Origin of the sequence: Nocardiopsis listeri NBRC 13360, from assembly GCF_001570765.1 — a bacterium.
GTDB classification, from domain to species: domain Bacteria; phylum Actinomycetota; class Actinomycetes; order Streptosporangiales; family Streptosporangiaceae; genus Nocardiopsis; species Nocardiopsis listeri.
The window spans coordinates 58,300-79,534 of sequence record NZ_BCSH01000011.1; the positions used below are offsets into that span (position 1 = coordinate 58,300).

19 protein-coding genes are annotated in these 21,235 nt (G+C 69.4%); 6 read left to right on the top strand and 13 right to left on the bottom strand.

The window, feature by feature from the left end; all coding sequences use genetic code 11:
* The first annotated feature begins 234 nt into the window (after positions 1–234).
* Positions 235–1,353: a serpin family protein gene (locus NLI01S_RS04995; protein ID WP_067599913.1), complete on the top strand. Its 1,119-nt coding sequence runs from the start codon at positions 235–237 to the stop codon at positions 1,351–1,353.
* Complete coding sequence (locus NLI01S_RS05000; RefSeq protein ID WP_223809118.1) at positions 1,350–2,261, top strand: aminoglycoside phosphotransferase family protein; 912 nt, start codon at positions 1,350–1,352, stop codon at positions 2,259–2,261. The genes NLI01S_RS04995 and NLI01S_RS05000 overlap by 4 nt, the downstream gene beginning before the upstream one ends.
* Positions 2,262–2,275: 14 nt before the next feature.
* On the opposite strand, the gene NLI01S_RS05005 is transcribed toward NLI01S_RS05000, so the two are convergent.
* The 5 genes from NLI01S_RS05005 to valS form a co-directional block, all read right to left on the bottom strand.
* Positions 2,276–3,055, bottom strand: a complete 780-nt coding sequence (locus NLI01S_RS05005) for an alpha/beta hydrolase (RefSeq protein ID WP_084392317.1) — start codon at positions 3,053–3,055, stop codon at positions 2,276–2,278.
* A 19-nt stretch (positions 3,056–3,074) separates the two neighbouring features.
* Complete coding sequence (locus NLI01S_RS05010) at positions 3,075–3,815, bottom strand: PIG-L deacetylase family protein (protein WP_067599916.1); 741 nt, start codon at positions 3,813–3,815, stop codon at positions 3,075–3,077.
* Between the two features lie 100 nt (positions 3,816–3,915).
* Positions 3,916–4,752, bottom strand: coding sequence for a DUF3710 domain-containing protein (locus tag NLI01S_RS05015; protein WP_067599920.1), 837 nt, complete (start codon positions 4,750–4,752; stop codon positions 3,916–3,918).
* 60 nt (positions 4,753–4,812) lie between these two features.
* Positions 4,813–5,286: a dUTP diphosphatase gene (gene dut, locus NLI01S_RS05020; protein ID WP_067599923.1), complete on the bottom strand. Its 474-nt coding sequence runs from the start codon at positions 5,284–5,286 to the stop codon at positions 4,813–4,815.
* A gap of 166 nt (positions 5,287–5,452) precedes the next feature.
* Positions 5,453–8,038 carry a valine--tRNA ligase gene (valS, locus tag NLI01S_RS05025; RefSeq protein WP_067599926.1) on the bottom strand — a complete coding sequence of 862 codons (2,586 nt, stop codon included), beginning with the start codon at positions 8,036–8,038 and terminating at the stop codon, positions 5,453–5,455.
* Between the two features lie 211 nt (positions 8,039–8,249).
* Here valS and NLI01S_RS05030 point away from each other — a divergent pair, with 211 nt between their 5' ends.
* A complete protein-coding gene (locus NLI01S_RS05030) occupies positions 8,250–8,525 on the top strand; it encodes a DUF4235 domain-containing protein (protein WP_067599929.1) in 276 nt (91 codons plus the stop codon).
* 259 nt (positions 8,526–8,784) lie between these two features.
* Here the strand turns inward: NLI01S_RS05030 and NLI01S_RS05035 are convergent, their stop codons facing one another.
* The 3 genes from NLI01S_RS05035 to NLI01S_RS05045 form a co-directional block, all read right to left on the bottom strand.
* Entirely contained in the window at positions 8,785–9,081 is a 297-nt protein-coding gene (locus tag NLI01S_RS05035; protein ID WP_013153901.1) for a DUF4193 domain-containing protein, read from the bottom strand.
* A gap of 516 nt (positions 9,082–9,597) precedes the next feature.
* Positions 9,598–10,857 carry a sensor histidine kinase gene (locus NLI01S_RS05040; RefSeq protein WP_067599932.1) on the bottom strand — a complete coding sequence of 420 codons (1,260 nt, stop codon included), beginning with the start codon at positions 10,855–10,857 and terminating at the stop codon, positions 9,598–9,600.
* Positions 10,854–11,507: a response regulator transcription factor gene (locus NLI01S_RS05045; protein WP_067599935.1), complete on the bottom strand. Its 654-nt coding sequence runs from the start codon at positions 11,505–11,507 to the stop codon at positions 10,854–10,856. Before NLI01S_RS05045 ends, NLI01S_RS05040 begins: the two co-directional genes overlap by 4 nt.
* A 686-nt stretch (positions 11,508–12,193) precedes the next feature.
* On the opposite strand from NLI01S_RS05045, the gene NLI01S_RS25945 reads away from it, so the two are divergent.
* Complete coding sequence (locus tag NLI01S_RS25945; RefSeq protein ID WP_190318366.1) at positions 12,194–12,358, top strand: hypothetical protein; 165 nt, start codon at positions 12,194–12,196, stop codon at positions 12,356–12,358.
* Positions 12,359–12,651: 293 nt separating this feature from the next.
* Here the strand turns inward: NLI01S_RS25945 and NLI01S_RS05050 are convergent, their stop codons facing one another.
* The 3 genes from NLI01S_RS05050 to NLI01S_RS05060 all read right to left on the bottom strand — a co-directional run bounded on the left by NLI01S_RS05050 (position 12,652) and on the right by NLI01S_RS05060 (position 16,490).
* Positions 12,652–13,464, bottom strand: a complete 813-nt coding sequence (locus tag NLI01S_RS05050) for an inositol monophosphatase family protein (protein WP_067599938.1) — start codon at positions 13,462–13,464, stop codon at positions 12,652–12,654.
* Positions 13,465–13,647: 183 nt separating this feature from the next.
* On the bottom strand, positions 13,648–15,690 hold the full coding sequence (locus NLI01S_RS05055) for a S9 family peptidase (RefSeq protein WP_067599941.1): 2,043 nt from the start codon (positions 15,688–15,690) through the stop codon (positions 13,648–13,650).
* 125 nt (positions 15,691–15,815) lie between these two features.
* Positions 15,816–16,490: a GntR family transcriptional regulator gene (locus NLI01S_RS05060; protein ID WP_223809119.1), complete on the bottom strand. Its 675-nt coding sequence runs from the start codon at positions 16,488–16,490 to the stop codon at positions 15,816–15,818.
* A 165-nt stretch (positions 16,491–16,655) separates the two neighbouring features.
* On the opposite strand from NLI01S_RS05060, the gene NLI01S_RS05065 reads away from it, so the two are divergent.
* Positions 16,656–17,504, top strand: a complete 849-nt coding sequence (locus NLI01S_RS05065) for an isocitrate lyase/PEP mutase family protein (RefSeq protein WP_067599947.1) — start codon at positions 16,656–16,658, stop codon at positions 17,502–17,504.
* Positions 17,505–17,525: 21 nt separating this feature from the next.
* On the opposite strand, the gene NLI01S_RS05070 is transcribed toward NLI01S_RS05065, so the two are convergent.
* Positions 17,526–18,557 carry a ferrochelatase gene (locus tag NLI01S_RS05070; RefSeq protein WP_067599983.1) on the bottom strand — a complete coding sequence of 344 codons (1,032 nt, stop codon included), beginning with the start codon at positions 18,555–18,557 and terminating at the stop codon, positions 17,526–17,528.
* Between the two features lie 132 nt (positions 18,558–18,689).
* On the opposite strand from NLI01S_RS05070, the gene NLI01S_RS05075 reads away from it, so the two are divergent.
* The gene (locus tag NLI01S_RS05075; protein ID WP_067599948.1) at positions 18,690–19,988 is read left to right on the top strand and encodes a D-arabinono-1,4-lactone oxidase; all 1,299 of its coding nucleotides are present in this window, start codon (positions 18,690–18,692) and stop codon (positions 19,986–19,988) included.
* A 56-nt stretch (positions 19,989–20,044) separates the two neighbouring features.
* On the opposite strand, the gene NLI01S_RS05080 is transcribed toward NLI01S_RS05075, so the two are convergent.
* Positions 20,045–21,097 carry a hypothetical protein gene (locus tag NLI01S_RS05080; RefSeq protein ID WP_067599951.1) on the bottom strand — a complete coding sequence of 351 codons (1,053 nt, stop codon included), beginning with the start codon at positions 21,095–21,097 and terminating at the stop codon, positions 20,045–20,047.
* Positions 21,098–21,235: the final 138 nt, after the last annotated feature.

Below are 21,235 nucleotides of genomic sequence, written 5' to 3' on the forward strand. Positions count from 1 at the left end.
CCCCTAGGGCCGCCGGCCATGATGCACCACCCTACGCGAGTAGACACCGGACGGGTTCGGTGTTCTCGGCGACCGCAGGGGTGGATCGACCGACCTTGCCCACCTTCGTCACGGCTTGTCTCGTGCGACTTGTCACCGGCTCTTTATACGCCGACGGAACGCGGCGAGTCCTGGCGTCACGTCGCCGTCGTTCCGTAACCTGGCGGCCCACCCTCACGCGCCGAGGAGGCCCGCTTGAGCACCATCGGACAGGACCGTCCACCCCAGGAGGACCACGCACGCTTCGCCGCCGTCCTGGAACGGGAACTGTGGGACGCCGACACCTCCCACATCTGGTCGCCGTACTCGGTCGGCGCGGTGCTCACCCTGCTGGCCGAGGGCGCAGCCGGACGGACCCGAAGCGAACTCACCGATCTGCTGGCCCCCGGCGGGGACCTGGCGGAACACGTGAAGGCACTGGACGAGGCGGTGGCGGCCGCCGAGGGGCTGGACCTGGCGGTGCTGAACGGGCTGTACGTGCCCGCCGACCTTCCGGTGCGCGCCGACTTCGAGGAACGGGTCCGGGCTCGGGCCGGCGCGGAGGTGGACCTGGTCGACTTCCGAGGCGACGCCGAGGGGGTGCGCCGGAAGGTCAACGCACGCGTCGGCGAGGTCACCCAGGGGCTGATCGACGAACTCCTCTCCCCCGGCACCATCGACCCCGACGTGCGGATGCTGCTGGTCAACGCCCTGTGGGTGAAGATGGTCTGGCTCGACCCCTTCGAGGTGGGCCGGACCCGGGACCGTGTCTTCCACGCGCCCGGGGGCGAGCGAAAGGTGCCCACCATGCGTCGCACCGGCCGCATGGCCCACGCCGAGCACGACGGTTGGCGGATGGTGAGTCTGCCGGGAGAACACGGACTCACCTTGGACGTGTTCCTGGGTGAGGACGGCCCCCCGGATGACCGGACCTTGGGCGCCCTGTACCGGAACCGTCGAGGGGAACAGGTCGAATTGGCGCTGCCCCGGTTCGCCGTCGACAGCGACATCGCCCTGCTCGACCCCCTGGCCGCCACCACCGCCCCGGTGCGTGCTCTGGCCACCGACGACGCCGACTTCTCGGGGATCAGCGAGGAACCGCTCAAGGTCGACGCGATCGTGCACCAGTCGGTACTGCGCGTGGACGAGCGCGGCGCCGAGGGCGCGGCAGCCACCGCCGCGGTGATGACGATGGCGGCCGGCTTCCCGCCCAAGCCGAAGAGGTTCACCGTGGACCGTCCCTTCCACGTCGCCCTGCGTCGCGGCCCCGCCCTGCTGTTCACCGGGCACGTCACCGACCCCGTCGACCCCGGCCCCGCCCGGTCGGGCTCGTGAGCGCGAAGGCCGTGCCCACCGAGGATCCGTCCGCCGACGAAGCACTGGTGCGGTCGTTGTTGGCGGACCAGCGCCCGGATCTGGCCGGGGCGGAACTGCGCGTCGTCGACGGTGGCTGGGACAACCGGATGTGGCGTCTGGGCTCGGACCTGGCGGTACGCGTTCCGCGCACCCCCCGCGCCCCCGAACTACTTCGTAAGGAACTCCGCTGGTTGCCGTCGTTGGCTCCGGAACTGCCCCTTCCGGTACCCGTTCCCGTCCATTCCGGTGCGCCCTCCCCCGGTTTCCCGCACACCTGGACGATCACGACGTGGGTCCCCGGTGAACCGGCCGATCGGGCCGCGCTCCGGGACCCGCGTTCCGCCCGGATCCTGGCGCGGTTCCTGTCCGCCCTGCACCACCCCGCGCCTGACGACGCGCCCACCGACACCCAACGCGGCGTCCCGTTGTCGGAGGTCGCCGACGGGTTCGAGGAACTCCTCCGACGCGGGGCCGTCCATGGCGACCTCGACCGGGTCGGAGCGGTGTGGGAACGGGCACGAGCGGCTCCCGCGTGGGACGGGCCACCGGTGTGGTTGCACGGCGACCTGCATCCCGCCAACGTCGTGGGTGCCGACGGTGTCCTGACCGGCGTGATCGACTTCGGCGACATGTGCTCCGGTGACCCGGCGACCGATCTGTCCGCGGCCTGGCTCCTGGCGCCCTCGGGTTCGGTCGACCACTTCTTCTCCGAATACGCCCGCGCCGACGAGGCCGCCGTCCTACGGGCACGCGGGTGGGCGCTGCTGCGCTGTCAAGGGCTCATCGAGATCGGTCGTGCCGGTGAGGCCGGTCTTCCCGGTGGTAAACCCACTTGGAAGGGACCGGCCCTGGAAGCCCTGTCCCGGGTCCTCTCCTCGTCTCCCTGACCGACCGTGCGCGTTCAGGGGGTCAGGAACGGCGAGGTGGCCTCGGCCAGCCTCTCGTGGGCCTCCTCCTCTCCCACCCCCGGTTCCTCGTCACCGGCCTGGGCTCCGTAGGCACCGAACTGGGCGTGGTTCATGCCCTCCACGGTCACGGTGACGGTGTCGGCCGGCAGGGACGACCTTCGTTCCGCGATCTCGGTCAGGGGCAGGACGCCGTCCCGGTCACCGGCGACCGAGAGCACCCGTAGATCGTCACGGTCGGCCAGGTCAGCGGCCTCCACCGCGTAGGAGGCCCACAGCACCAATCCGGCCCAGTCGACGTCGGTGTCACCGGTGCCCACGTGTTGGGCGGCGAAGGCACCGCCCATGGAATGTCCGCCCAGATACCAGGTGTCCACCTCCGGCAGTTCGGTCACCACGTCCTCGGCGCGGTCCTGGTCGAACAGGGCCAGGTTGAGGCGCATGTCCGGCACGACCACGGTGACCCCGGTGGCGGCCACGATCGGTGCCCAGGTCGCCACGTAGGCGTCGTGTTCTACCCGGGCGCCCGGGTAGAACACGACCCCGGTACCCGATGGCTCCCCGGTCGGGGCCAGCAGGATCCGGTCCTCGCCCCGGACCACTTCCACGTCCGGGTTCTCCTGCGCTCGTCGCAGCGGTTCGGTCTCTGCCCGATGCGGGGTGAGCGCCCAGCCGAAGAAGACCGCGGTCGCCACGAGCGACAGCGCCACCACCGTGGCCAGGATCCACAACAGGACCCTTTTCGTGCCGGACCCGTTCACCACGGCCTTCCCCATCGCCCTCTCCCATCGGTCCTCAGACCTCGAACACCTCGAAGGAGGTGGCCAGCGCCACCCCCGCCCGCTCTCCCGCCCGGACGGCTCCCTCGCGCAGGAAGGTCTTCTGATCGAATCCGTCCAGATCGGCCAGGTACACCTCGTGCGCGTCCAGGGAAGCGATGCCCGCGGCCAGGTTCTCCTCGCTCAGCTCCACGTAGTGCGTCGACTCCGGCGCCGCCCCGAAGGCCACCATCCGCACCTCGGACCATGGTCGGTTCCCTTCCGCCGGCTGTTCGGGGAAGACCCACCGGTTCGCGGCGTCGCGGACCGCGTCCAGCAGCGCCGGTCCCAGCACACGGTGGTCGGCGTGGTTGAACCCGCCGCCACCGGCGAAGTGCTCCCGGAAGTTGATGGACACGATCACGTCGGGCCGATGCCGGCGGATCGCCTCGGCCAGGGCACGCCGCAGTGGTAGCCCGTACTCCAGCATGCCGTCGGGAAAGGCCAGGAACTCCACGGTGCCCGCGCCGACCGCCTCCGCCGAGGCGTGCTGTTCGGCCATGCGCACCGGGGCGCAGGCGCCCGGGTCCAGCGAGTCGATCCCCGCCTCGCCCTTGGTCACCAACAGTTCGACGACGTCCTTGCCCTGCGAGGTCCACCGGTGGATCGCCGAGGAGACGCCGAACTCCAGGTCGTCGGGGTGGGCCACCACCGCCAGGGCACGCTGCCAGTCCTCCGGGAACGGCCGGGGGGCGCTGTTTCGCGTTGTCTCGTCCATGGGGACACACTACGAAAACAAACGCCCCCGGAACCGTTGTCCACAGGCTCGTTTCCTCGGAACCGGAACTTTCCCCGGATCCTCGGGGCCATGCCCTGCCTCAGGCCTGCACCGGACCACCGGTGCCGGGACCCTCGGCCGAACCGTTGGGCGAGCGGCCGGCGTTGCCGTTCTGGGCCGCCTGCTGGGCGGCGCGCTGCTTGGCCGCGGCGGCCATCTTCTCCTGGATCTCCTTGGGCACGGTGATCGGCAGCAGTTCGCTGGGCGGCGCCGGCTGGTCCCCGCGCACCACCACGATGTCGGAGAACACCTGCTCGATCTCCGACATCACCTCGGGTTTGGAGGCGCCTTCGCCGCGGATGACACCGCGCAGCACCCAACGCGGCCCGTCCACGCCGATGAACCGCACCCGCTGGCCCAGTTGACGACCGTCCTCGGTCGTCTTGCCCTTGATCGGAATGACGGCCCGCAGCTCCGGACCGAAGGTGCCCTCGTGGTCCTCGACCTTGCCGCCCTGCTGCGTGACCTGTTCGCGCAGCTCCTCGCGCATCTCGTCCCACAACCCGGAGGACTTGGGCGCGGCGAAGGGCTGCACCTGCAGGGCGGTCTTGCCGCGCACCAGGGTCACCCCGATGATCTTCTGCTTGCCCTTGCCGTCCTGGGCGACGTTCACCTGGATCTCGGCACCCTGCTCCGTGGGCAGGAGCATGCTGCCCAGGTCCATCCGCTTGGTCTCGGGAGCATCCTCGGTGGAGTCCCAAGGGCCGCCGACCCGGTAACGGTCCTCGTCCTTGTCGGGCTGCGCCGAGGGACGCTCCGGTTCCACCTCGTTGTCGAACGAGACGGCCCCGGCGGCTCCACGTCGCTCCTTGGGACGGGTCTCCTCCGCTGCTCTCTCGGTCTCCTGGTCCCGCTTCTTACGGCGGCGTCCGAACACGCCTTCACCTCTTCGCTTCTTCGTGGGTCCCGGAGTCACACCGGGGATTCGGGGACGTCATCACCGTGCGGCGTGGCCCCCGGTCGAACCGAAACCACCCGATCCGCGCACCGAGTCCGGCAACGTGTCCGCCTCGACGAACGCCGCGCGCTCCACGCGTTGGATCACCAGCTGGGCGATCCGATCACCGCGCGCGAGCTCCACCGGGGTGTGGGGGTCGGTGTTGAGCAGGGTCACCCTGATCTCGCCCCGGTAGCCGGCGTCCACGGTCCCCGGGGCGTTGACGACCGTCAGCCCGCAGCGGGCGGCCAACCCCGAACGAGGATGCACGAAGGCCGCGTAGCCGTCGGGCAGGGCGATCGCCAGGCCGGTGGGCACCGTGGCGCGCTCCCCCGGGGCCAGGACCACGTCGGTGGCGGTGTACAGATCCGCGCCCGCGTCACCGGGGTGGGCGTAGACGGGCAAGGGCAGCCCGGGGTCCAGACGACGGACCGTGACGGGCACCCGGGTGCCTTCCAGGGATGAGGTACTCACATCTGCCGAGCCTATCGTTCCCCGGACGTTGCCCGGGTGGCCCGAGCGGGTGATGCGCCGGGTCGTGGCGAAGCGCTCCACGAGGTGACCCGAGGACGAACGAGGGCGGGGCGACCCCGGATGTGTTCCCGGTGCCGCCCCGTCCTCCCGTGTTCTCGCCGAATCGTTACTCGGCGTCCGCCTCCTCGGCCGGGGGCATGGTGACCTCGACGGTGAGCTCGGCGTCGTCGGTGGCCTGGAAGTCGATCGCGGCGGCGCGACCGGCGGCCGCGATGTCGGCCTTGGCGGCGCGGGCAGCCTCGACCTGCTTACCGGAGACCTTCACGCGCTCGACCTCGGCGCGCATGGACAGCTTCGCCTCGGACTTGGCCTTGCGGACCTCGCGCAGCACCTCGGCGGTGGCGGCCAGGACGGCCGGGTCACCACCCTCGGCGGCGGAACGGTACTCGGCGGCGTCGGGCCAGGCCTGGGCGTGCACCGAACCCTCCTGCCACCAACTCCAGACCTCTTCGGTGACGAAGGGGACGAAGGGCGCGAACAGCTTGTGCAAGGCGCCCAGGGCGATGAGCAGCGCGGCACGGGCCGAGGCGCCTCCGGCGGACTCGGTGTCGTAGGCCCGGGTCTTGACCAGTTCCAGGTAGTCGTCACAGAAGTCCCAGAAGAAGCGCTCGGTGCGCTCCAGGGCCCGGGTGTGGTCGTACTCGACGAACGCGGTGGTGGCCTCCTCGACCACCTCGGCCAAAGCCGCCAGCATCGCCCGGTCCAGGGGCTCGGTGACCTTGGTCGGATCGCTGGAGGCGTCCTCGCCCGCGACCGACATGACGAACTTGCTGGCGTTGAGGACCTTGATGGACAGCCGGCGGCCGATCTTCATCTGGCCCTCGTCCATGGCGGTGTCTGTGCCCAGACGCCCGCTGGCCGCCCAGTACCGGACCGCGTCGGAGCTGTACTTCTCCAACAGCGCGACCGGGGTGACGACGTTGCCCTTGGACTTGGACATCTTCTTGCGGTCCGGGTCCAGGATCCAGCCGGAGATCCCGGTGGTGTTCCAGGGCAGGGTGCCGTTCTCGAAGTCGGCGCGGACGACCGTGGAGAACAACCAGGTGCGGATGATGTCCTGCCCCTGGGGTCGGTAGTCCATCGGGAAGACCCGCTCGAACAGGTCCTGGTCGCGTTCCCAGCCGGAGGCGATCTGCGGCGACAGCGAGGAGGTCGCCCAGGTATCCATGACGTCGGGGTCTCCCATGAACCCGCCGGCCCGCCCGCGCTGTTCCTCGGTGTACCCGGCGGGCACCTGGGAGCTGGGGTCGATAGGCAGCTGGCCCTCGGTCGGCAGCAGCGGCTCGTCGTAGTTCGGGTTGCCGTCGGCGTCCAGCGGATACCAGACCGGGAAGGGCACGCCGAAGAAGCGCTGGCGGCTGATCAGCCAGTCGCCGTTGAGGCCCTGGACCCAGTTCTCGTAGCGCTGGCGCATGTGCGCCGGGTGCCAGGTGAGCTCACGGCCGCGCTCGATGAGCCGGGCGCGGATGTCCTCGTCCCGACCGCCGTTGCGGATGTACCACTGGCGGGTGGTGACGATCTCCAGGGGCTTGTCGCCCTTCTCGAAGAACTTCACCGGGTGGGTGATGGGTGTGGGTTCACCGACCAGGGCGCCGCTCTCGCGCAGCAGCTCCACCGTGCGCTCGCGCGCGGTGTGGACGGTGGCACCGACCAGGCGCGCGTAGGCCTCGCGTCCGGCCTCGGAATCGAGACCCCTGGGGGGGTCGGCGATGATGCGGCCGTCCCAGCCGATGATGGGGCGGGTCTCCAGTTGCAGCTCGCGCCACCAGGTGACGTCGGTGGTGTCACCGAAGGTGCAGATCATGGCGATGCCGGACCCCTTCTCGGGGTCGGCCAGGCGATGGGCCTTGACCGGGACCTCGACACCGAAGACCGGGCTGGTCACGGTGGTGCCGAACAGGTCCTGGTAACGCTCGTCGTCGGGGTGGGCGACCAGGGCGACGCAGGCGGCCAGCAGCTCGGGGCGGGTGGTCTCGATGTGGACCGGAGCGCCGTCGGGCTTGTGGAAGGCCACCTTGTGGTAAGCGCTGGGACGTTCGCGATCCTCCAGCTCGGCCTGGGCCACCGCGGTGCGGAAGGTGACGTCCCACAGGGTGGGCGCCTCGGCCATGTAGGCCTCGCCACGGGACAGATTGCGCAGGAAGGCCCGCTGGGCCGCTGTGCGGGAGTTGTCGTCGATGGTGGCGTAGGTGTGGCGCCAGTCGACGCTCAGCCCCAGACGACGCCAGATCGACTCGAAGACCTTCTCGTCCTCGATGGTGAGCTTGTCGCACAGCTCGATGAAGTTGCCCCGGGAGACGGGGACCTGCCGCTTGGGGTCGGGCTTGGCCGGCGGCTCGAAGTCCGGCTCGTAGGGGACCGACGGGTCGCAGCGCACACCGTAGTAGTTCTGGACACGACGCTCGGTGGGCAGGCCATTGTCGTCCCATCCCATCGGGTAGAAGACGGCCTTGCCGTTCATCCGCTGGAAACGCGCGACGGTGTCGGTGTGCGTGTAGGAGAAGACGTGGCCGATGTGCAGCGAACCCGAGACCGTGGGTGGTGGGGTGTCGATCGAGTAGACGTCTTCGCGGCTGCGGCTACGGTCGAAATGGTAGACGCCGGACTCATCCCATACGTCCACCCACTTCGCCTCGATACCGTCCAGCGAAGGCTTGTCGGGCATGCGGAAGGAATGAGAGCGGTTGGTCATGGGGGCAATGGTAATGCTCCCGAGAGCCACTTCGCTCCGGGTTTGCAGGCCCCTGAGCGCCCAGGGAACGTGATCCGTGCCTCGAACGCGCGGGGACGTGTCGGGAGCACGCCGCGCTGCGCGGGACGGCCTTGGCGTGAAAGACTTTCATCGTAGACGGTGCGCCTTCGCGCGCACCATCGTACGCACAAGGAAACGGTGAACGATTCACATGGCTAAGAAGGACGGTGAGGTCGCACCGGTCGTCCTCGGGATGGTCGCCGGTTTCGCGGCCGAGTTCGTCACTCGCAAGGCGCTGACCTTCGCCTGGACGCGCGCGACGGGCGAAGAACCTCCGACGGACCTGGAGTCCCCCGACGTGAGCCTGGGACGCGCCCTGAGCTGGGCCGTGATCGCGGGTGTGGGCGTGGAGGTGGCCCGGGTCCTGGCCGTACGCGCCACCCGAAAGCGGCTGGTCGGTTCCGGCGAACGCGATCTGGAAGTCTGACCAGGGGTCCGACCGCGACGTGTGCGGGGTCCACCCCCGCCTCGACGAACGGGTGGCGGTGGACGGCTCACCCCATCGGGGGTCCTCCCCGTCTGGAGTCGGCCGTCCACCGCCCGCCGTCGTCGCGCCCGCCGCCGTGCGGGACCCCCGTTCACGCGGAGGCGGCGGCCCGGTCACCCAGGGGTGACCGTCGCGGGTCCGTTCCCCGGTCCCGTCGGGTTCTCGGGACCATCGGGGGCTCGGGAGACCCGCCGATCAATCAGGCGCATTCCTTGCAGACCAGCTGGCCGGCGCGCTGCTCGGCGAGCTGACTGCGGTGGTGCACCAGGAAACAGCGCGAGCAGGTGAACTCATCGGCTTGGCGGGGCAGTACCCGGACCGCGAGTTCTTCGCCCGACAGGTCCGCACCGGGCAGTTCCATGCCCTCGGCCACCTCGTCGGGGTCGACGTCGATGGTGCCGGTGCCCTTGTCCACGCGCCGCGCCTGCAGCTCCTGGAGGCTGTCCTCGTTGATGTCCTCGTCAGTCTTGCGCGGGCTGTCGTAGTCGGTGGCCATCTCTGCTAACTCCATCCCCCTCGTTTAGTGCCTCATCGCGCGGGTGTAACGCTTGAGAGACCTTGGTTGTGCCCGAATCGGCCAATGAATTTTCCCGAAGTCCGTGTTCGGTGCCCCCTCCCGGGTCACCTTCCACAGGTCAGTAGCATTTTCACGAAATCGTGACCGGAGGCGGCCAATAATCGATGGCCCCTGCACTGGTCGTTCTCGTGTACTACCCAACGTCGAGCGTCTCGTAGACCGGAAAACACGTACGCGCCCACATGAAGGGCAAGTATGGAACACTCCCCCGGATCGGGGCGAAAACCAAGACATGCCCATGTCAGGAGGGATTCCCTCCGTGTCCACGCCCGGGGAAGCATACCCACCCCGACTCGTGGCTCGTGACAGGGGTGGGCGTGTCTTCGGACACGTATAAATACCACGAAGCGTGGACGGACGCAGCTTTGGAAGCGTGGAGACGGTGCGCCCCACTTTTTCCGATGGGTGCTTCGGAAGGTCGAACCCGCCGTTTCCTCAACGGCGGTCGACGCTCTCGCCGCCCTGTCCGGGTGGATTCGGCAGGCACACGGTGACGACCAGACCGCCGCCGGCGCGGGGCCAGGCGGTGACCACGCCCTTGTGGGCGCGCACCACCGAGCGCACGATGGACAGTCCCAGACCGGCGCTGCGACCCGAACCCACACGGTCGCCGGAGCCTCGCCGGAACGGTTCGAAGAGACCCTCGATCTCGTAGGCGGGGATGACCTTGCCGGAGTTCTCCACCTGAACCGCGGGCATGCCCTCGTACATGCCGCTGCGCACGGTGATCTCACCGTCCTCGACGTTGTACTTGAGGGCGTTCTCCACCAGGTTGGCGACCAGTCGTTCCAGCAGGACCGGGTCGCCCACCACCAGGGCGGAACGCAGGTCCTGGCGCGGGGAGAGCCCGGAGGAGTCGATGTCCCCGGACAGTTGACTGAGCACCGTGCCGGCGACCTCGCCCAGGTCGACCTTGGCCTTGACCTCCAACTCACGGTCGGTCTTGGCCAGGAACAGCAACCCGTCGATGAGGCGTTCGTGGCGGGCGTTGGTCTCCAACAGGGTGTGCCCGACGCTCTTGAGGTCTGCGGACACGTCCGGGGCGCTCAACGCCACTTCGAGCAGGGTGCGGTTGATGGCCAGCGGTGTGCGCAGTTCGTGCGAGGCGTTGGCGACGAAGCGCCGTTGCCCGTCGAAGGCACGGTCCAGACGCTCCAGCATGCCGTCGAAGGTGTCGGCGAGCTCACGGATCTCGTCATCGGGCCCGGACAGCGCGATGCGTTCGTGCAGGGAGCGCTCGGACAGCCGTCGGGCTATGCGGGTGATCTTCTGCAACGGCGAGAGCGCCCGCCCGGCCACCGCGTACCCCAGTGCCACCGCGAGCAACCCGACCAGGAACAGCGCCAGCAACGAGAAACGGGTGACGTGGGTGAGGACCTGTTCGATGTGGTGGCTGTGCTCGATGAGCTCGGCCAGGCTGTCCTCGGCCAGGAGGGCGTTGAGCAGGACCGCGACGACCAGGTAGTTGACCAAGACCAGGAGGGAGCCCGCCGCGAAGAAGAGCATCCCGTAGATGAGGGTGAGGCGGGCCCGCAGGCTGAGGTTGTCGGTGAAGCGATGAACCGTGGAGTGGGCGGCGGAGCGTTCGGTGCTCTCCCCTCCGGGCGCCACCGAGTTCAGGCTGCGCCACGTACCGGTGTCCCCGGGGCGAGTGGCCTCCACCTGTCCGGGTTCGGGACGCTCGCCCGGTCTCACAGTCGGTACCCGGCGCCGGGGACCGTCTGGATGACCTGTGGGCTGCCGAGCTTCTTGCGCAGGGTCATGACGGTGACCCGGACGACGTTGGTGAAGGGGTCGGCGTTCTCGTCCCAGGCCTTCTCCAACAGGCCCTCGGCGCTGACCACGGTGCCCTGCGCGCGCATGAGCACCTGTAGGACCGCGAACTCCTTGGGTGTGAGGCCGACCTCACGGCCCTCACGATACACCCGGTGGTTGGCCGGGTCCAGGGTGATGCCGTGGCGCTCCAGCACCGGTGGCAGCGGCGGCGCCGAACGGCGGCCCAGGGCGTGCACCCGGGCGATGAGTTCGGGGAAGGCGAAGGGTTTGGGGAGGTAGTCGTCGGCGCCCAGGGTGAGCCCGTCGACCCTGTCCTGGACCCCGTCGGAGGCGGTGAGCATCAGGATGCGGCCGTTGTAGGCCTCCGCGACCAGGGTGCGGGCGACCTCGTCGCCATGGATCCCGGGGAGGTCGCGGTCGAGGACGACGACGTCGTACTCGTTGACCGCGGTGTGTTCCAGGGCGGTGTCGCCGTCGTAGACCACGTCCACCGCCATGGACTCACGCCGTAGTCCGACGGCCACGGCGTCGGCCAGGACCCGTTCGTCTTCGACCACGAGTACTCGCAACGTTGTCCTTCAGGGGGGTCGGGAAACAAAAAAGGGGGCCGCTGCCGGCGCATCCCCCAACACACCGGCAGCGGCGTTCTCGGTCCCGACCGCGTCAACCGTTCTCCCACGGTCGGGGTAAGGACACGGTAAACCCGTTCGGGGAACACTGTGAAGTGTTCCGCTCGTCCTCACCCCCGTGTGTCACGGGCGCTGGGCCGGGAGTCTGTACGACCCCTGTGCGCGGAGTGGTCGCCGCCGGCGAATCCCCCAACCGCCGGCGACGACTCAACCCCGCACATCTCAAATCTGACACATCAACAATAAGAAACGAGTAAGCACTGGCCACTGCCGAAAAATGTGTCTTGGGACACTTTTTTCCATGACTTCACTCGGCGCCACGAACCCTCTTCCCCACGGGGCCACCCGGCGGACCACGACCGCCACTGACGGGCAGATTTTCACTTTGCGGAATCGGAGTCTGAATCACGGAAACGTCACCGTGCGGGGGGCGGAGGTTTGACCTGGCTCACAGTGAGGTAGACGTAGAAAACGCACGCGTGGACACCGGGCCCTGCCCGGACCGCGACGGGCGTTCATGTCACAGGGTCGTGACGACTTCGGTTCGTGCCACGTGAACAGCGTGCGCACACGCATGTGCACCGGTGCGCCACCATGCTCCGGTGCCTACCCCTGGAAGAGGTGCAATGGGCGAGTTCATGGCGGAGATCAAGGTCCGTATCAACGAGACCTACCGGTCGCTCCAGTCGGCGCAGGCCGCCGGGGACGACTTCCTTGCCGACACACATGCGTCGGAACTCGAGGACCTGTACCGCATCGCCGCCCGAAACGGCGTCGACACGCTGCACTAGGCAGTGTTTTTTAGAGCCTCCGCCGGCGCTTCGGCGTGTTCGGGCGCCCCAAAAAGTCAGGAACCTTCGGTGCCTACGGTGTGATCCTCGTTCCTCGGATCCCACCTCCGACACCTCCCCGGGTTTACAGAAGACAGGGCCTGACGGCGCCCGAACAGGTGACCCCCCGTGGTTCCCAAAACAGAACCTGGTCGGGGCAAGGCGGGGCGGCGGACCCGAGTCGGCCGCGCCCGCCCACGAATGTTCGACCCCGGGCGTGACCCGCCCGGGGTCCCTTGTGTCCGGAGGGGCCGTCAGCCGTCGGTGTCGGCGCCCAACGGCGCCAGGAGCGCGTCGAGCCGCTCGTACAGGCCGGGCCGGGCGGCGATCACCAGGTCTTCGGAGGGCGGCCCACCCCCTGGCCCTCCCAGGCGCACGCCCGCCTCGGTGGCGACCAGGCCGGGCGCGGCCCAGTCCCACAGGTTCAGGCCCCGCTCGTAATAGGCGTTGCTGCGCCCCACCGCCAGGCCGGTGAGGTCGATCGAGGCCGCACCGATCCGTCGGATGTCGCGCACGTGCCCGACCACCTCGGTCAGCACCCGCGCCTGGTGGACCCGTCGACCCGCCGAGTATCCGAACCCGGTGGCCACCAGGGCCCGGTCCAGCGGCACCGCGTCCGGGGCGCGCAACGCACGACCGTCCAGCCGCGCCCCTCCGTCCAGGACCGCCTCGAACATCTGCCCACGAGAGGGAACGCCGACCGCCGCGGCCACGACCACTCCGTCGACCTCGGCGGCGATCGCCACGCCCCAGTCCGGAGAGCCGTACAGGTAGTTGACGGTGCCGTCGATGGGGTCCACCACCCAGCGCACCCCGCTGGTGCCCTCGACACCACCGCCCTCCTCACCCAGGACCGCGTCGTTCGGCCTGACCGCGAGCAAGCGGTCGCGGATGAGTTCCTCGGTGGCCCGGTCCATCTCGGTGACGACGTCGGTCGGGCTGGACTTGGTGTCCAGGACGGTGATGCCCTCCTGCCCCTTGGCCGCGAGTTCCCCGGCCTCCGCGGCCACGGCCACGGCCAGGTCCCGCAGCTTCCCTCGGTCGTGTGGGGACTGGCTGGTGCTCACTGCTGCCCTCTTCCGTTCTGGGCCCCGAACGCGGCTGTCCGGGCACTCTCCTGGCACCCTACGCGGCGAGGGTCGTCCGGTCCCGGGCACCGTTGGAACACCGTCGGAACATCGAAGCGGGGCCCGGTGGACTCTCCGTCCACCGGGCCCCGCCGGTCGTTCACCCGGCCCCGGCGAGCAGGGTCAGAGCAGGTCGGGCTTGACCCACTCCTTGCCGTGGACGTGGTGGTCCAGGAAGGCGAAGATCGTCTCGTACCAGACCTGTGCGTTACCCGGGCTGAGGATCCAGTGATTCTCGTCGGGGAAGTACAGGAATTTGGCCTCGACCTCGTGCAGGAGGAGGTCGCGCCACAGCTTCAGGCCCTCACCGATGGGCACCCGGTAGTCCTTGTCACCGTGGATGACGAGCATGGGCGTACGGATCTTGTCCGCGTGCAGGTGCGGGGAGTTGAGCTCGTAACGCTCCGGTCGATCCAGCGGCGTACCGAACTCGCTCTCCCAGACCGGCGGGTAGTCCGTGGTGCCGCTGAAACCGTCCAGTTGCCACAGGGACGCGTGGGAGACGATGGCCTTGAACCGGTCGGTGTGCCCGGCGATCCAGTTGGCCATGTAGCCGCCGAAGGAACCACCCATCATGGCGGTGCGCTCGGCGTCGATGTCCTCACGCGCCTCGGCGGCGTCGGTGATGGCCATGACGTCGGCGTGGGTGCGGGGCCCCCACTTGCCCCAGGCGCGGCGCAGCATGTCCTGGCCGTAACCGGTGGACAGGGCGGGGTCCGGAAGCAGCACGGCGTAGCCCCGGGCGGCGAGCAGCCACGGGTTCCAGCGCCAGCTCCACCCGTTGAAGCTCATGTACGGGCCGCCGTGGACCCAGAGCATGAGCGGGGCGGGCGTGTCTGCGGAGGCATCCTCGGGCAGCACCAGCCAGGAGCGGATCCGGGTGCCGTCGTCGGCGGTGGTCTCGATCTCGGTGAGCGTGCCCGGCATGGACAGCTCCGAGCCCGGGGTGCGCAGGTAGGTGGGTTCGCCGTCGGTGACGTCGGCGTCCAGGCGTACCGGCGCGGGCGGGGAGTCCCAGGCGTCACGCATCGCGAAGACGTGACGGCCGTCCGGGGAGGGGTTCAGTTCGCTGTAGGCGCCGTGGTCACCGGTCAGACGAGTGAGCTCGCCCGAGGCCACGTCCACGCGGAAGACGGGGCGGCGGCCGTTCTGGTCGGCGACGAGGAAGACCGTGTTCGAGTCGGCTGACCAGGCGTAGTCCCGCGGCCAGAGTTCGTGGCCTTCGAGCAGGTCACGACCTTCGCCGGTGGCCGGGTCGACGATCCAGAGCGTGGCGTCACGGGGCTCTCCGTGGTACTCGCCCTCGGAGTCGGCGTACACCAACAGGCGGGTACCGTCCGGGGAGATGGACGGGGAGCCGAACTCCAGTGCCTCGTCGGGGCCACCGACGACGGTGCGGCGTCGTCCGGTGGCGGTGTCGATGGCCACGACCTCGCCGCGGGTGGCGCCCTTGGAGGTGGGCACCGACCAGGTCACGTACACGGTGGAGCCGTCGGGCGACACCTCCGGGGCCGATCCCAGCAGGGCCATGCCGGCGTCGGGGGTGAGGTCCCGGGGCTCGCCCAGGCGGGAGTCCTCGTCCTCGGGCGGGGTGGCGGTGAACAGGCGGGGATGGTCGGGGCCGACGTCACTGTCCCAGGAACGCACCGGAAGGGCCTCGTGCAGGATCGCGGTGACACCGGCCTCCTCTCGTGCCTTGCGGGCCTCGGAGTCGGCCTCCTGGTCCTGCGAGCGAGGCAGCACCCGGCCGGTGAAGGCGACCAGGCCGCTGTCCCGGGCGACCCCGAAGGCACCGACGCCACCATGGGTCGAGGCGACCTGCCGGGCCTCGCCACCGTCGGCGGGCAGCAGCCACAGCGCCGCCTTGGGCTTGTCCTGGGATGCGGACTCGGGGTCGGGACGTCCGGTACCGAAGAGCACTGAACCGTCGGGGAGGAACTCCGCACCCGACTCGCCCTTGGTGGAACGGGTCAGTCGTCTGGGCGCGCCTCCGCCCTCGGCCTCCGGAGCGACGTCGATCTCCCACAGGGCGCTGCGGAAGGACTTGGCGTCGGGGGCGATGTCGCTCACGGGCGCGACGAGGCGGGTGCCGTCCGGGGACAGGCGCAGCCCGTTCACGCGGCGCAGACGGACGTACTCCGGCAGTTCATACCAGGAACGAACCAAGACAGATACTCCTGAAACCGTCGACTTGTGGTCGGGGACGACCCTATCGTCCGCGGTGACCCGCATCACCACCGGGTTTGCCGTCTTCCCACTTCAGAGGTGGTCAACATCGTTGACCCCCATCCTCAGGACGGTACGGGCGCACCGCCGGACGCGACGCCGCCCACGACCCCGAGGACGTGACGCAGACTGTTGTCGACGTGCTCCGCGGCGGCTCGGGCCGCGGTGTCCTCGGCCCCCTCGTGGACGGCGCGGCAGATCCGGGCGTGCTCACGGGTGCTGAGCACCATCCGTTCGGGCGTGCGACGCGCGAGTCGGCGCAGCCGCCGCAAATGCCGACGAACGGAGGTGAGGGAGTCCGCCAGGTATGGGTTGGCGGCGTTCTCGGAGACCGCGGTGTCCAGACGGTCGGTGAGCGCGTAGTAGTCGGTGTCGTCGACGCCCTCTCCGGCCTGTTCGAAGCGAATCTCCCACTCGCGGAAGGCCTCCTCCAGTTCCGCGAACACCGAGCGCTCCGGAGCACGGGCGCACAGCCGAACGGCGTAGGTCTCCAGCGCCTCGCGCATCTGGAACTGGTGCACGATGTCCTGGAGCGCGATCTCGGTGACGAAGGCGCCACGGCCCGGACTGATCCGCACCAGGTCGTCCCTGGTGAGGCGACGCAGGGCCTCGCGCAGGGGCGTTCTGGACACGCCCAGACGTTCGGCCAGCCGGGTCTCGTTCAGGTGCGCGCCCGGGGCCAGCTCCCACTCCACGATCTCCTCGCGCAGCCGCTCGTACACCAGATCGCCCTGCCCCACCCTGTGCTCCCCGTTCCCGAGATCCGCCGTCGCCGTGCCGCTTGACATCGTTCCACGTGGGCCGCCAAGCTCTTCCCGGATTGTATACAAACGGTATCCAGCTGGTGGTCGAGGCGATCACCGGATCCGCCATGCCGGTACCGAATCGCTGAGAAAGGCCCGAGGATGAGAGCGACCACACGGCTGCGAGCACTGATCGACGGGGACGGCACGCACGTCGCGCCGGGGGTTTTCGACGGGCTCACCGCCCGGCTGGCCGAACAGAGCGGGGCCGAGCTCCTCTACGCCAGTGGCGGCGCCATCGCACGCGGCCACGGGGTACCCGACATCGGGCTTCTGGGGGTCACGGAGGTCGCGGACCGGCTGGCCCAGATCACGGCGGTGACCTCGCTGCCGGTCATCGCCGACGCCGACACCGGATTCGGCAACGCCGTCAACGCGGTCCGCACGGTGGGACTGTTCGAGCGCGCGGGGGTGGCCGGACTCCATCTGGAGGACCAGACCTTCCCCAAGCGCTGCGGGCACCTCGACGACAAGTCACTGGTCCCCACCACCGAGATGGTCGGCAAACTACGCGCGGTGCTGGACACGCGGACCGACCCCGACCTGGTCGTGATCGCCCGTACCGACGCGATCGCCTCGGAGGGGGTGGAGGCCGCGCTGGAACGTTCGCGCGCCTACCTGGAGGCCGGGGCCGACGTCATCTTCGTGGAGGCTCCGCAGAGCGTGGAGCAGATCGAGCTGATCGCCGGGGAGATCCCCGAGCCCAAGCTGATCAACATGTTCCACGGGGGCAGGACCCCGCTCGTGTCCAGGCAACGCCTGGCCGAGCTGGGGTACCGCCTCGTCATCATCCCCTCCGACCTCCAGCGGGCGGTGATCAGGGCCGCCCAGCGCACCCTGGAGGCCATCGTCCGGGACGGCGACAGCTCGGCCGTCGCGGACGAACTGACGTCGTTCACCGAGCGCGAGGAGATCGTTCGGACCGAGGACTACCTCGCGCTCGGGACCTGACACCGGCCAAAGCCGTGAGGGTCAGTGCTGCTCACAGCACTGACCGCCGCCCTCGTTGCAGCGCGGCAGGGAGGTGAGCCGTTGTTCCTCACCCTGCTCGGCGTACTCGCGCACCAGGCCGGAGACCATCGACACGAACGCCGGGTGCGTACCCGGGCTGAGTGCGCGCGCGTAGTCCATACCGAGTTCCTCAGCGGTCTCACGCGCCTCGATGTCGAGGTCGAACTTGACCTCCATGTGGTCGGAGACGAACCCGTGCGGAACGACCGCCACCGCGCTCACGCCCTCGTCGGCCAGTTCCCGCAGCCGATCGTTGATGTCCGGCTCCAGCCAGGGCTGGCCGGGCGGACCGCTACGGGACTGGTAGACGACCTCGTAGGGGTGGTCCCCACCGATCCGCTCGGCGACCAGGCGGGCCACCGCGGCCAACTGGGCGCTGTAAGCGCCCTCCGGCCCGAAGGTCTGCCCCGGACCGCCGCTGGCCTCGGCCATGGTCATGGGGATGGAGTGCGCCGAGAACAACAGGTGCGCGCCCGCACGCTTGTCGGCGGGCAGCCCCTCCAGAGCGGCGCGAGTGTGATCGACCAGAGGTTCGATGAACCCGGGATGATCGTAGAAGGGACGGATCAGATCGACCTCGGGGGCGTCCGGGCCGAGGTCGGCCAGGGCCCGCTCGATGTCCTCGTGGTAGGCGGTCCGGCTGGACCAGTTGCAGTACGCGGAGGTCGGCAACGCCAGGATGCGGCGAACGCCGTCCTTCTTCATCTGCGCCAGGGTGTCGGTGAGCATCGGCGCCCAGAACCGGTTGCCCCAGTAGATGGGCAGGTCGATGCCCTGTTCGGTGAAGTCGGTGGTGATGGCGGCGAGCAGGTCCCGGCACTGCTGGTTGATCGGGCTCACTCCCTTGAACAGGAAGTAGTGCTCACCGACCTCCGCCAACCTTTCGCGGGGGATGTTGCGCCCGCGGGTGACGTTCTCCAGGAACGGGATGACCTCGTCCTCGCCCTCCGGTCCACCGAAGGAGATCAGCAAAAACGCGTCGTAAGGCCTCATGCTGTTCATGTAACCAGTTTCCGAGGCCCGCCCGGATCCGCCCCCACCCATGTCGTGGGGCTTCCGGCACGGAAGTGACCAGCTCCACTAAGGACTCTGGTCACATAAGTGACCGATCGGTAATGTCGCCGCATGACTGATGTGTTGTGGCACACCTGGGCCGACACCTACCAGGCCCGCCCCCGTCGGACGATGACCCCCCGCGACACCGAGGAGGTCGCGGCGGCGGTGATCGCCGCGGCGGCCGAGGACCTGCGGGTCCGTATGGTCGGTACGGGACATTCCTTCACGGACGTGGCCATCACCGATGGACTGCTGCTCTCCCCCGCCTCCCTGACCGGATTACGTTCGGTCGACCCCATATCCGGTACCGCCACCGTCGCCGCGGGCACGCCCCTGTGCGACTTCAACGACGCCCTGGCCGAGCGTGGCCTGGCGCTGGCCAACATGGGCGACATCGCCGTGCAGACCACCTCGGGCGCGGTCCAGACGGGGACGCACGGCACCGGGCGGGACGCGGGCGGCCTGGCGAGCCAGGTGGTCGGCATGGAAATGGTCCTGGCCGACGGTTCGGTGGTGGAGTGCTCGGCCGAGAACGAACCGGAACTGTTCCACGCGGCCCGGGTGGGGTTGGGCGCGTTCGGCGTCGTCACGGCGTTGACCTTCGCGGTACGCCCGGCCTTCCTGTTGCGGGCCGAGGAAATGCCCATGCCCTTGGACGAGGTGTTGGAGCGGTTACCGGAGCTGCGCGCCGACAACGACCACTTCGAGTTCTTCTGGTTCCCCCACACGGGCAACACCAACACCAAGCGCAACAACATCAGCGAGGGCCCGTCCCGCCCCCTGCCGCCTTTCAAGGCGTGGCTGGACGACGATTTCCTGTCCAACCGGGTCTTCGAGCGGGTCAACCGGATGTGCCGTCGCTTCCCGGTGACGGTTCCCGCCGTCAACCAGATCAGCTCCCGGGCGCTGTCGGCGCGCTCCTACACCGACGTCTCGCACAAGGTTTTCGCCTCGGTGCGCAACGTGCGCTTCGTGGAGATGGAGTACGCGATCCCCTCCGAACACGTGGCGGACGTCCTGCGCGAGGCGCGTTCGATCGTGGACCGCGGCGACCACCGGGTGAGCTTCCCCGTGGAGGTGCGCTTCGCCCCCGCCGACGACGTGTGGTTGTCGACCGCCCACCAGCGCGAGAGCGCCTACGTTGCCGTGCACATGTACCAGGGGACGCCCTATCGGGAGTACTTCGCGGACCTGGAGGCGCTGTTCACGTCGGTGGGCGGACGCCCGCACTGGGGCAAGTTGCACACCCGTGACCGTGCCTACCTGGAAGGGGTCTACCCGCGGTTGGCCGACGCCCTGGCGGTGCGGGATCGGGTGGACCCGCACCGCCACTTCGGCAACGCCTACCTGGACCGGGTGTTCGACTGACCCCGCATTGACTTCCTCTCCGCGGCTGAAGCAGGGGTCTGCTCCGCTAGGACCGATCAGCCGGTGGGCGCGGGTTCACCCTGGGTGCCGCTCCGGGGAGCACCGTCCTGCGGGGCGTCCCCTCCCTGCTCGTCATCGCCCGGTTCGGGTTCGGCCGGTTCCCCCGGCAGTTCCGGTTCGGGTTCATCCACCGGCGGTTCGGCCGGCTCGGTGGGGGTGTCGGTGCCCTGGTCGCCCGGGGTCGTCCCGGGTTCGTCCGGGTCACCGGTCCCCGTCCCCGGAGCGGTGTCCGTCCCCTCCTCCTGTGGCTCCTGGTCCCTTACGGAGGTATCGGTGTCCTCGTCGTCCTCGTCCTCGTCGGTGTGGGCCGGGGCGGACTGACCGCCCAACAGGGAGGGCGAGGTCGGCTCGTCCTGGCCCTGGGTCCAGGCGGTCAGGGAACGCCCGGTGAGCAACTCGAAGACCAGGATGACCATCATGACCAGGACGAACACCACTCCGGCGGGGATGAGGACCGCGCGTCGGCCACGCTTGGGGCGTGCTCCCTCTTCCCCGGTCGTGTCCGAGGCCACGGCCTCCGAGCGGTCACGGGGCCCCACCGAGGGCAGGAGTTCGGTCGGCTCGCCCGGGACCGGGTCGTGGGGCCGGTCCGGGTCGGCGGGATTTCCGAATCCGGGCGCCAGGGTCCGACCGGGCAGATCGTGTCCCAGGGAGGGCATGGCCATGGTCCGGGTGGCGTCTTCGGACTCCTGGAAGGCGGCCGTGGCTCCGAGGTCGTCCCTCTCGATGGCCGGTTCCGGCCGTTCCGCGAAAGGGGCGGCCTGGGGCTGCTTGGCCTTCTCCGCCAGTCCCTTGGCCCGTTCTCCGCTGCGGGTGATCCAGTGCTGGATCACCGGGGTGGCACTGGTGCTGAGCACGGCCATGACGGCGGTGCCGATGACGGTTCCGTAGACGTTCAGGTAGGAGGCGGCGGTCGCCGCGGTCAGGGTGGCCATGCCGGCCCCCACGACCTGGGCCACGCTCAGGTCGATGCGTGCGCCCTTGTCATCCTTGCCGTCCTTGTCGTCCTTGTCGTCCTTGCCGCGTCGATCGCCCCGGGCTCCCTCCATGTCATGGTCTGCGTGATGGGCTCGGCCGGTCGATCGACCCCGCTCGTTCGGCCCACCCCCGTACTCCGGTCTGGGCATGGTGTGCGGCCCCCTCCGTCGGCCGCGCGTGGGCGCGGCGGGACACTCGTCATGTCATGG

What these genes read in the sequence shown, in the direction of transcription:
- NLI01S_RS05005 (WP_084392317.1), bottom strand. Translation starts at nt 3,055, where the DNA reads ATGGGGAAGGCCGTGGTGAACGGGTCCGGCACGAAAAGGGTCCTGTTG.
- NLI01S_RS05010 (WP_067599916.1), bottom strand. Translation starts at nt 3,815, where the DNA reads ATGGACGAGACAACGCGAAACAGCGCCCCCCGGCCGTTCCCGGAGGAC.
- valS (WP_067599926.1), bottom strand. Translation starts at nt 8,038, where the DNA reads ATGACCAACCGCTCTCATTCCTTCCGCATGCCCGACAAGCCTTCGCTG.
- NLI01S_RS05030 (WP_067599929.1), top strand. Translation starts at nt 8,250, where the DNA reads ATGGCTAAGAAGGACGGTGAGGTCGCACCGGTCGTCCTCGGGATGGTC.
- NLI01S_RS05035 (WP_013153901.1), bottom strand. Translation starts at nt 9,081, where the DNA reads ATGGCCACCGACTACGACAGCCCGCGCAAGACTGACGAGGACATCAAC.
- NLI01S_RS25945 (WP_190318366.1), top strand. Translation starts at nt 12,194, where the DNA reads ATGGGCGAGTTCATGGCGGAGATCAAGGTCCGTATCAACGAGACCTAC.
- NLI01S_RS05065 (WP_067599947.1), top strand. Translation starts at nt 16,656, where the DNA reads ATGAGAGCGACCACACGGCTGCGAGCACTGATCGACGGGGACGGCACG.
- NLI01S_RS05070 (WP_067599983.1), bottom strand. Translation starts at nt 18,557, where the DNA reads ATGAGGCCTTACGACGCGTTTTTGCTGATCTCCTTCGGTGGACCGGAG.
- NLI01S_RS05075 (WP_067599948.1), top strand. Translation starts at nt 18,690, where the DNA reads ATGACTGATGTGTTGTGGCACACCTGGGCCGACACCTACCAGGCCCGC.
- NLI01S_RS05080 (WP_067599951.1), bottom strand. Translation starts at nt 21,097, where the DNA reads ATGGAGGGAGCCCGGGGCGATCGACGCGGCAAGGACGACAAGGACGAC.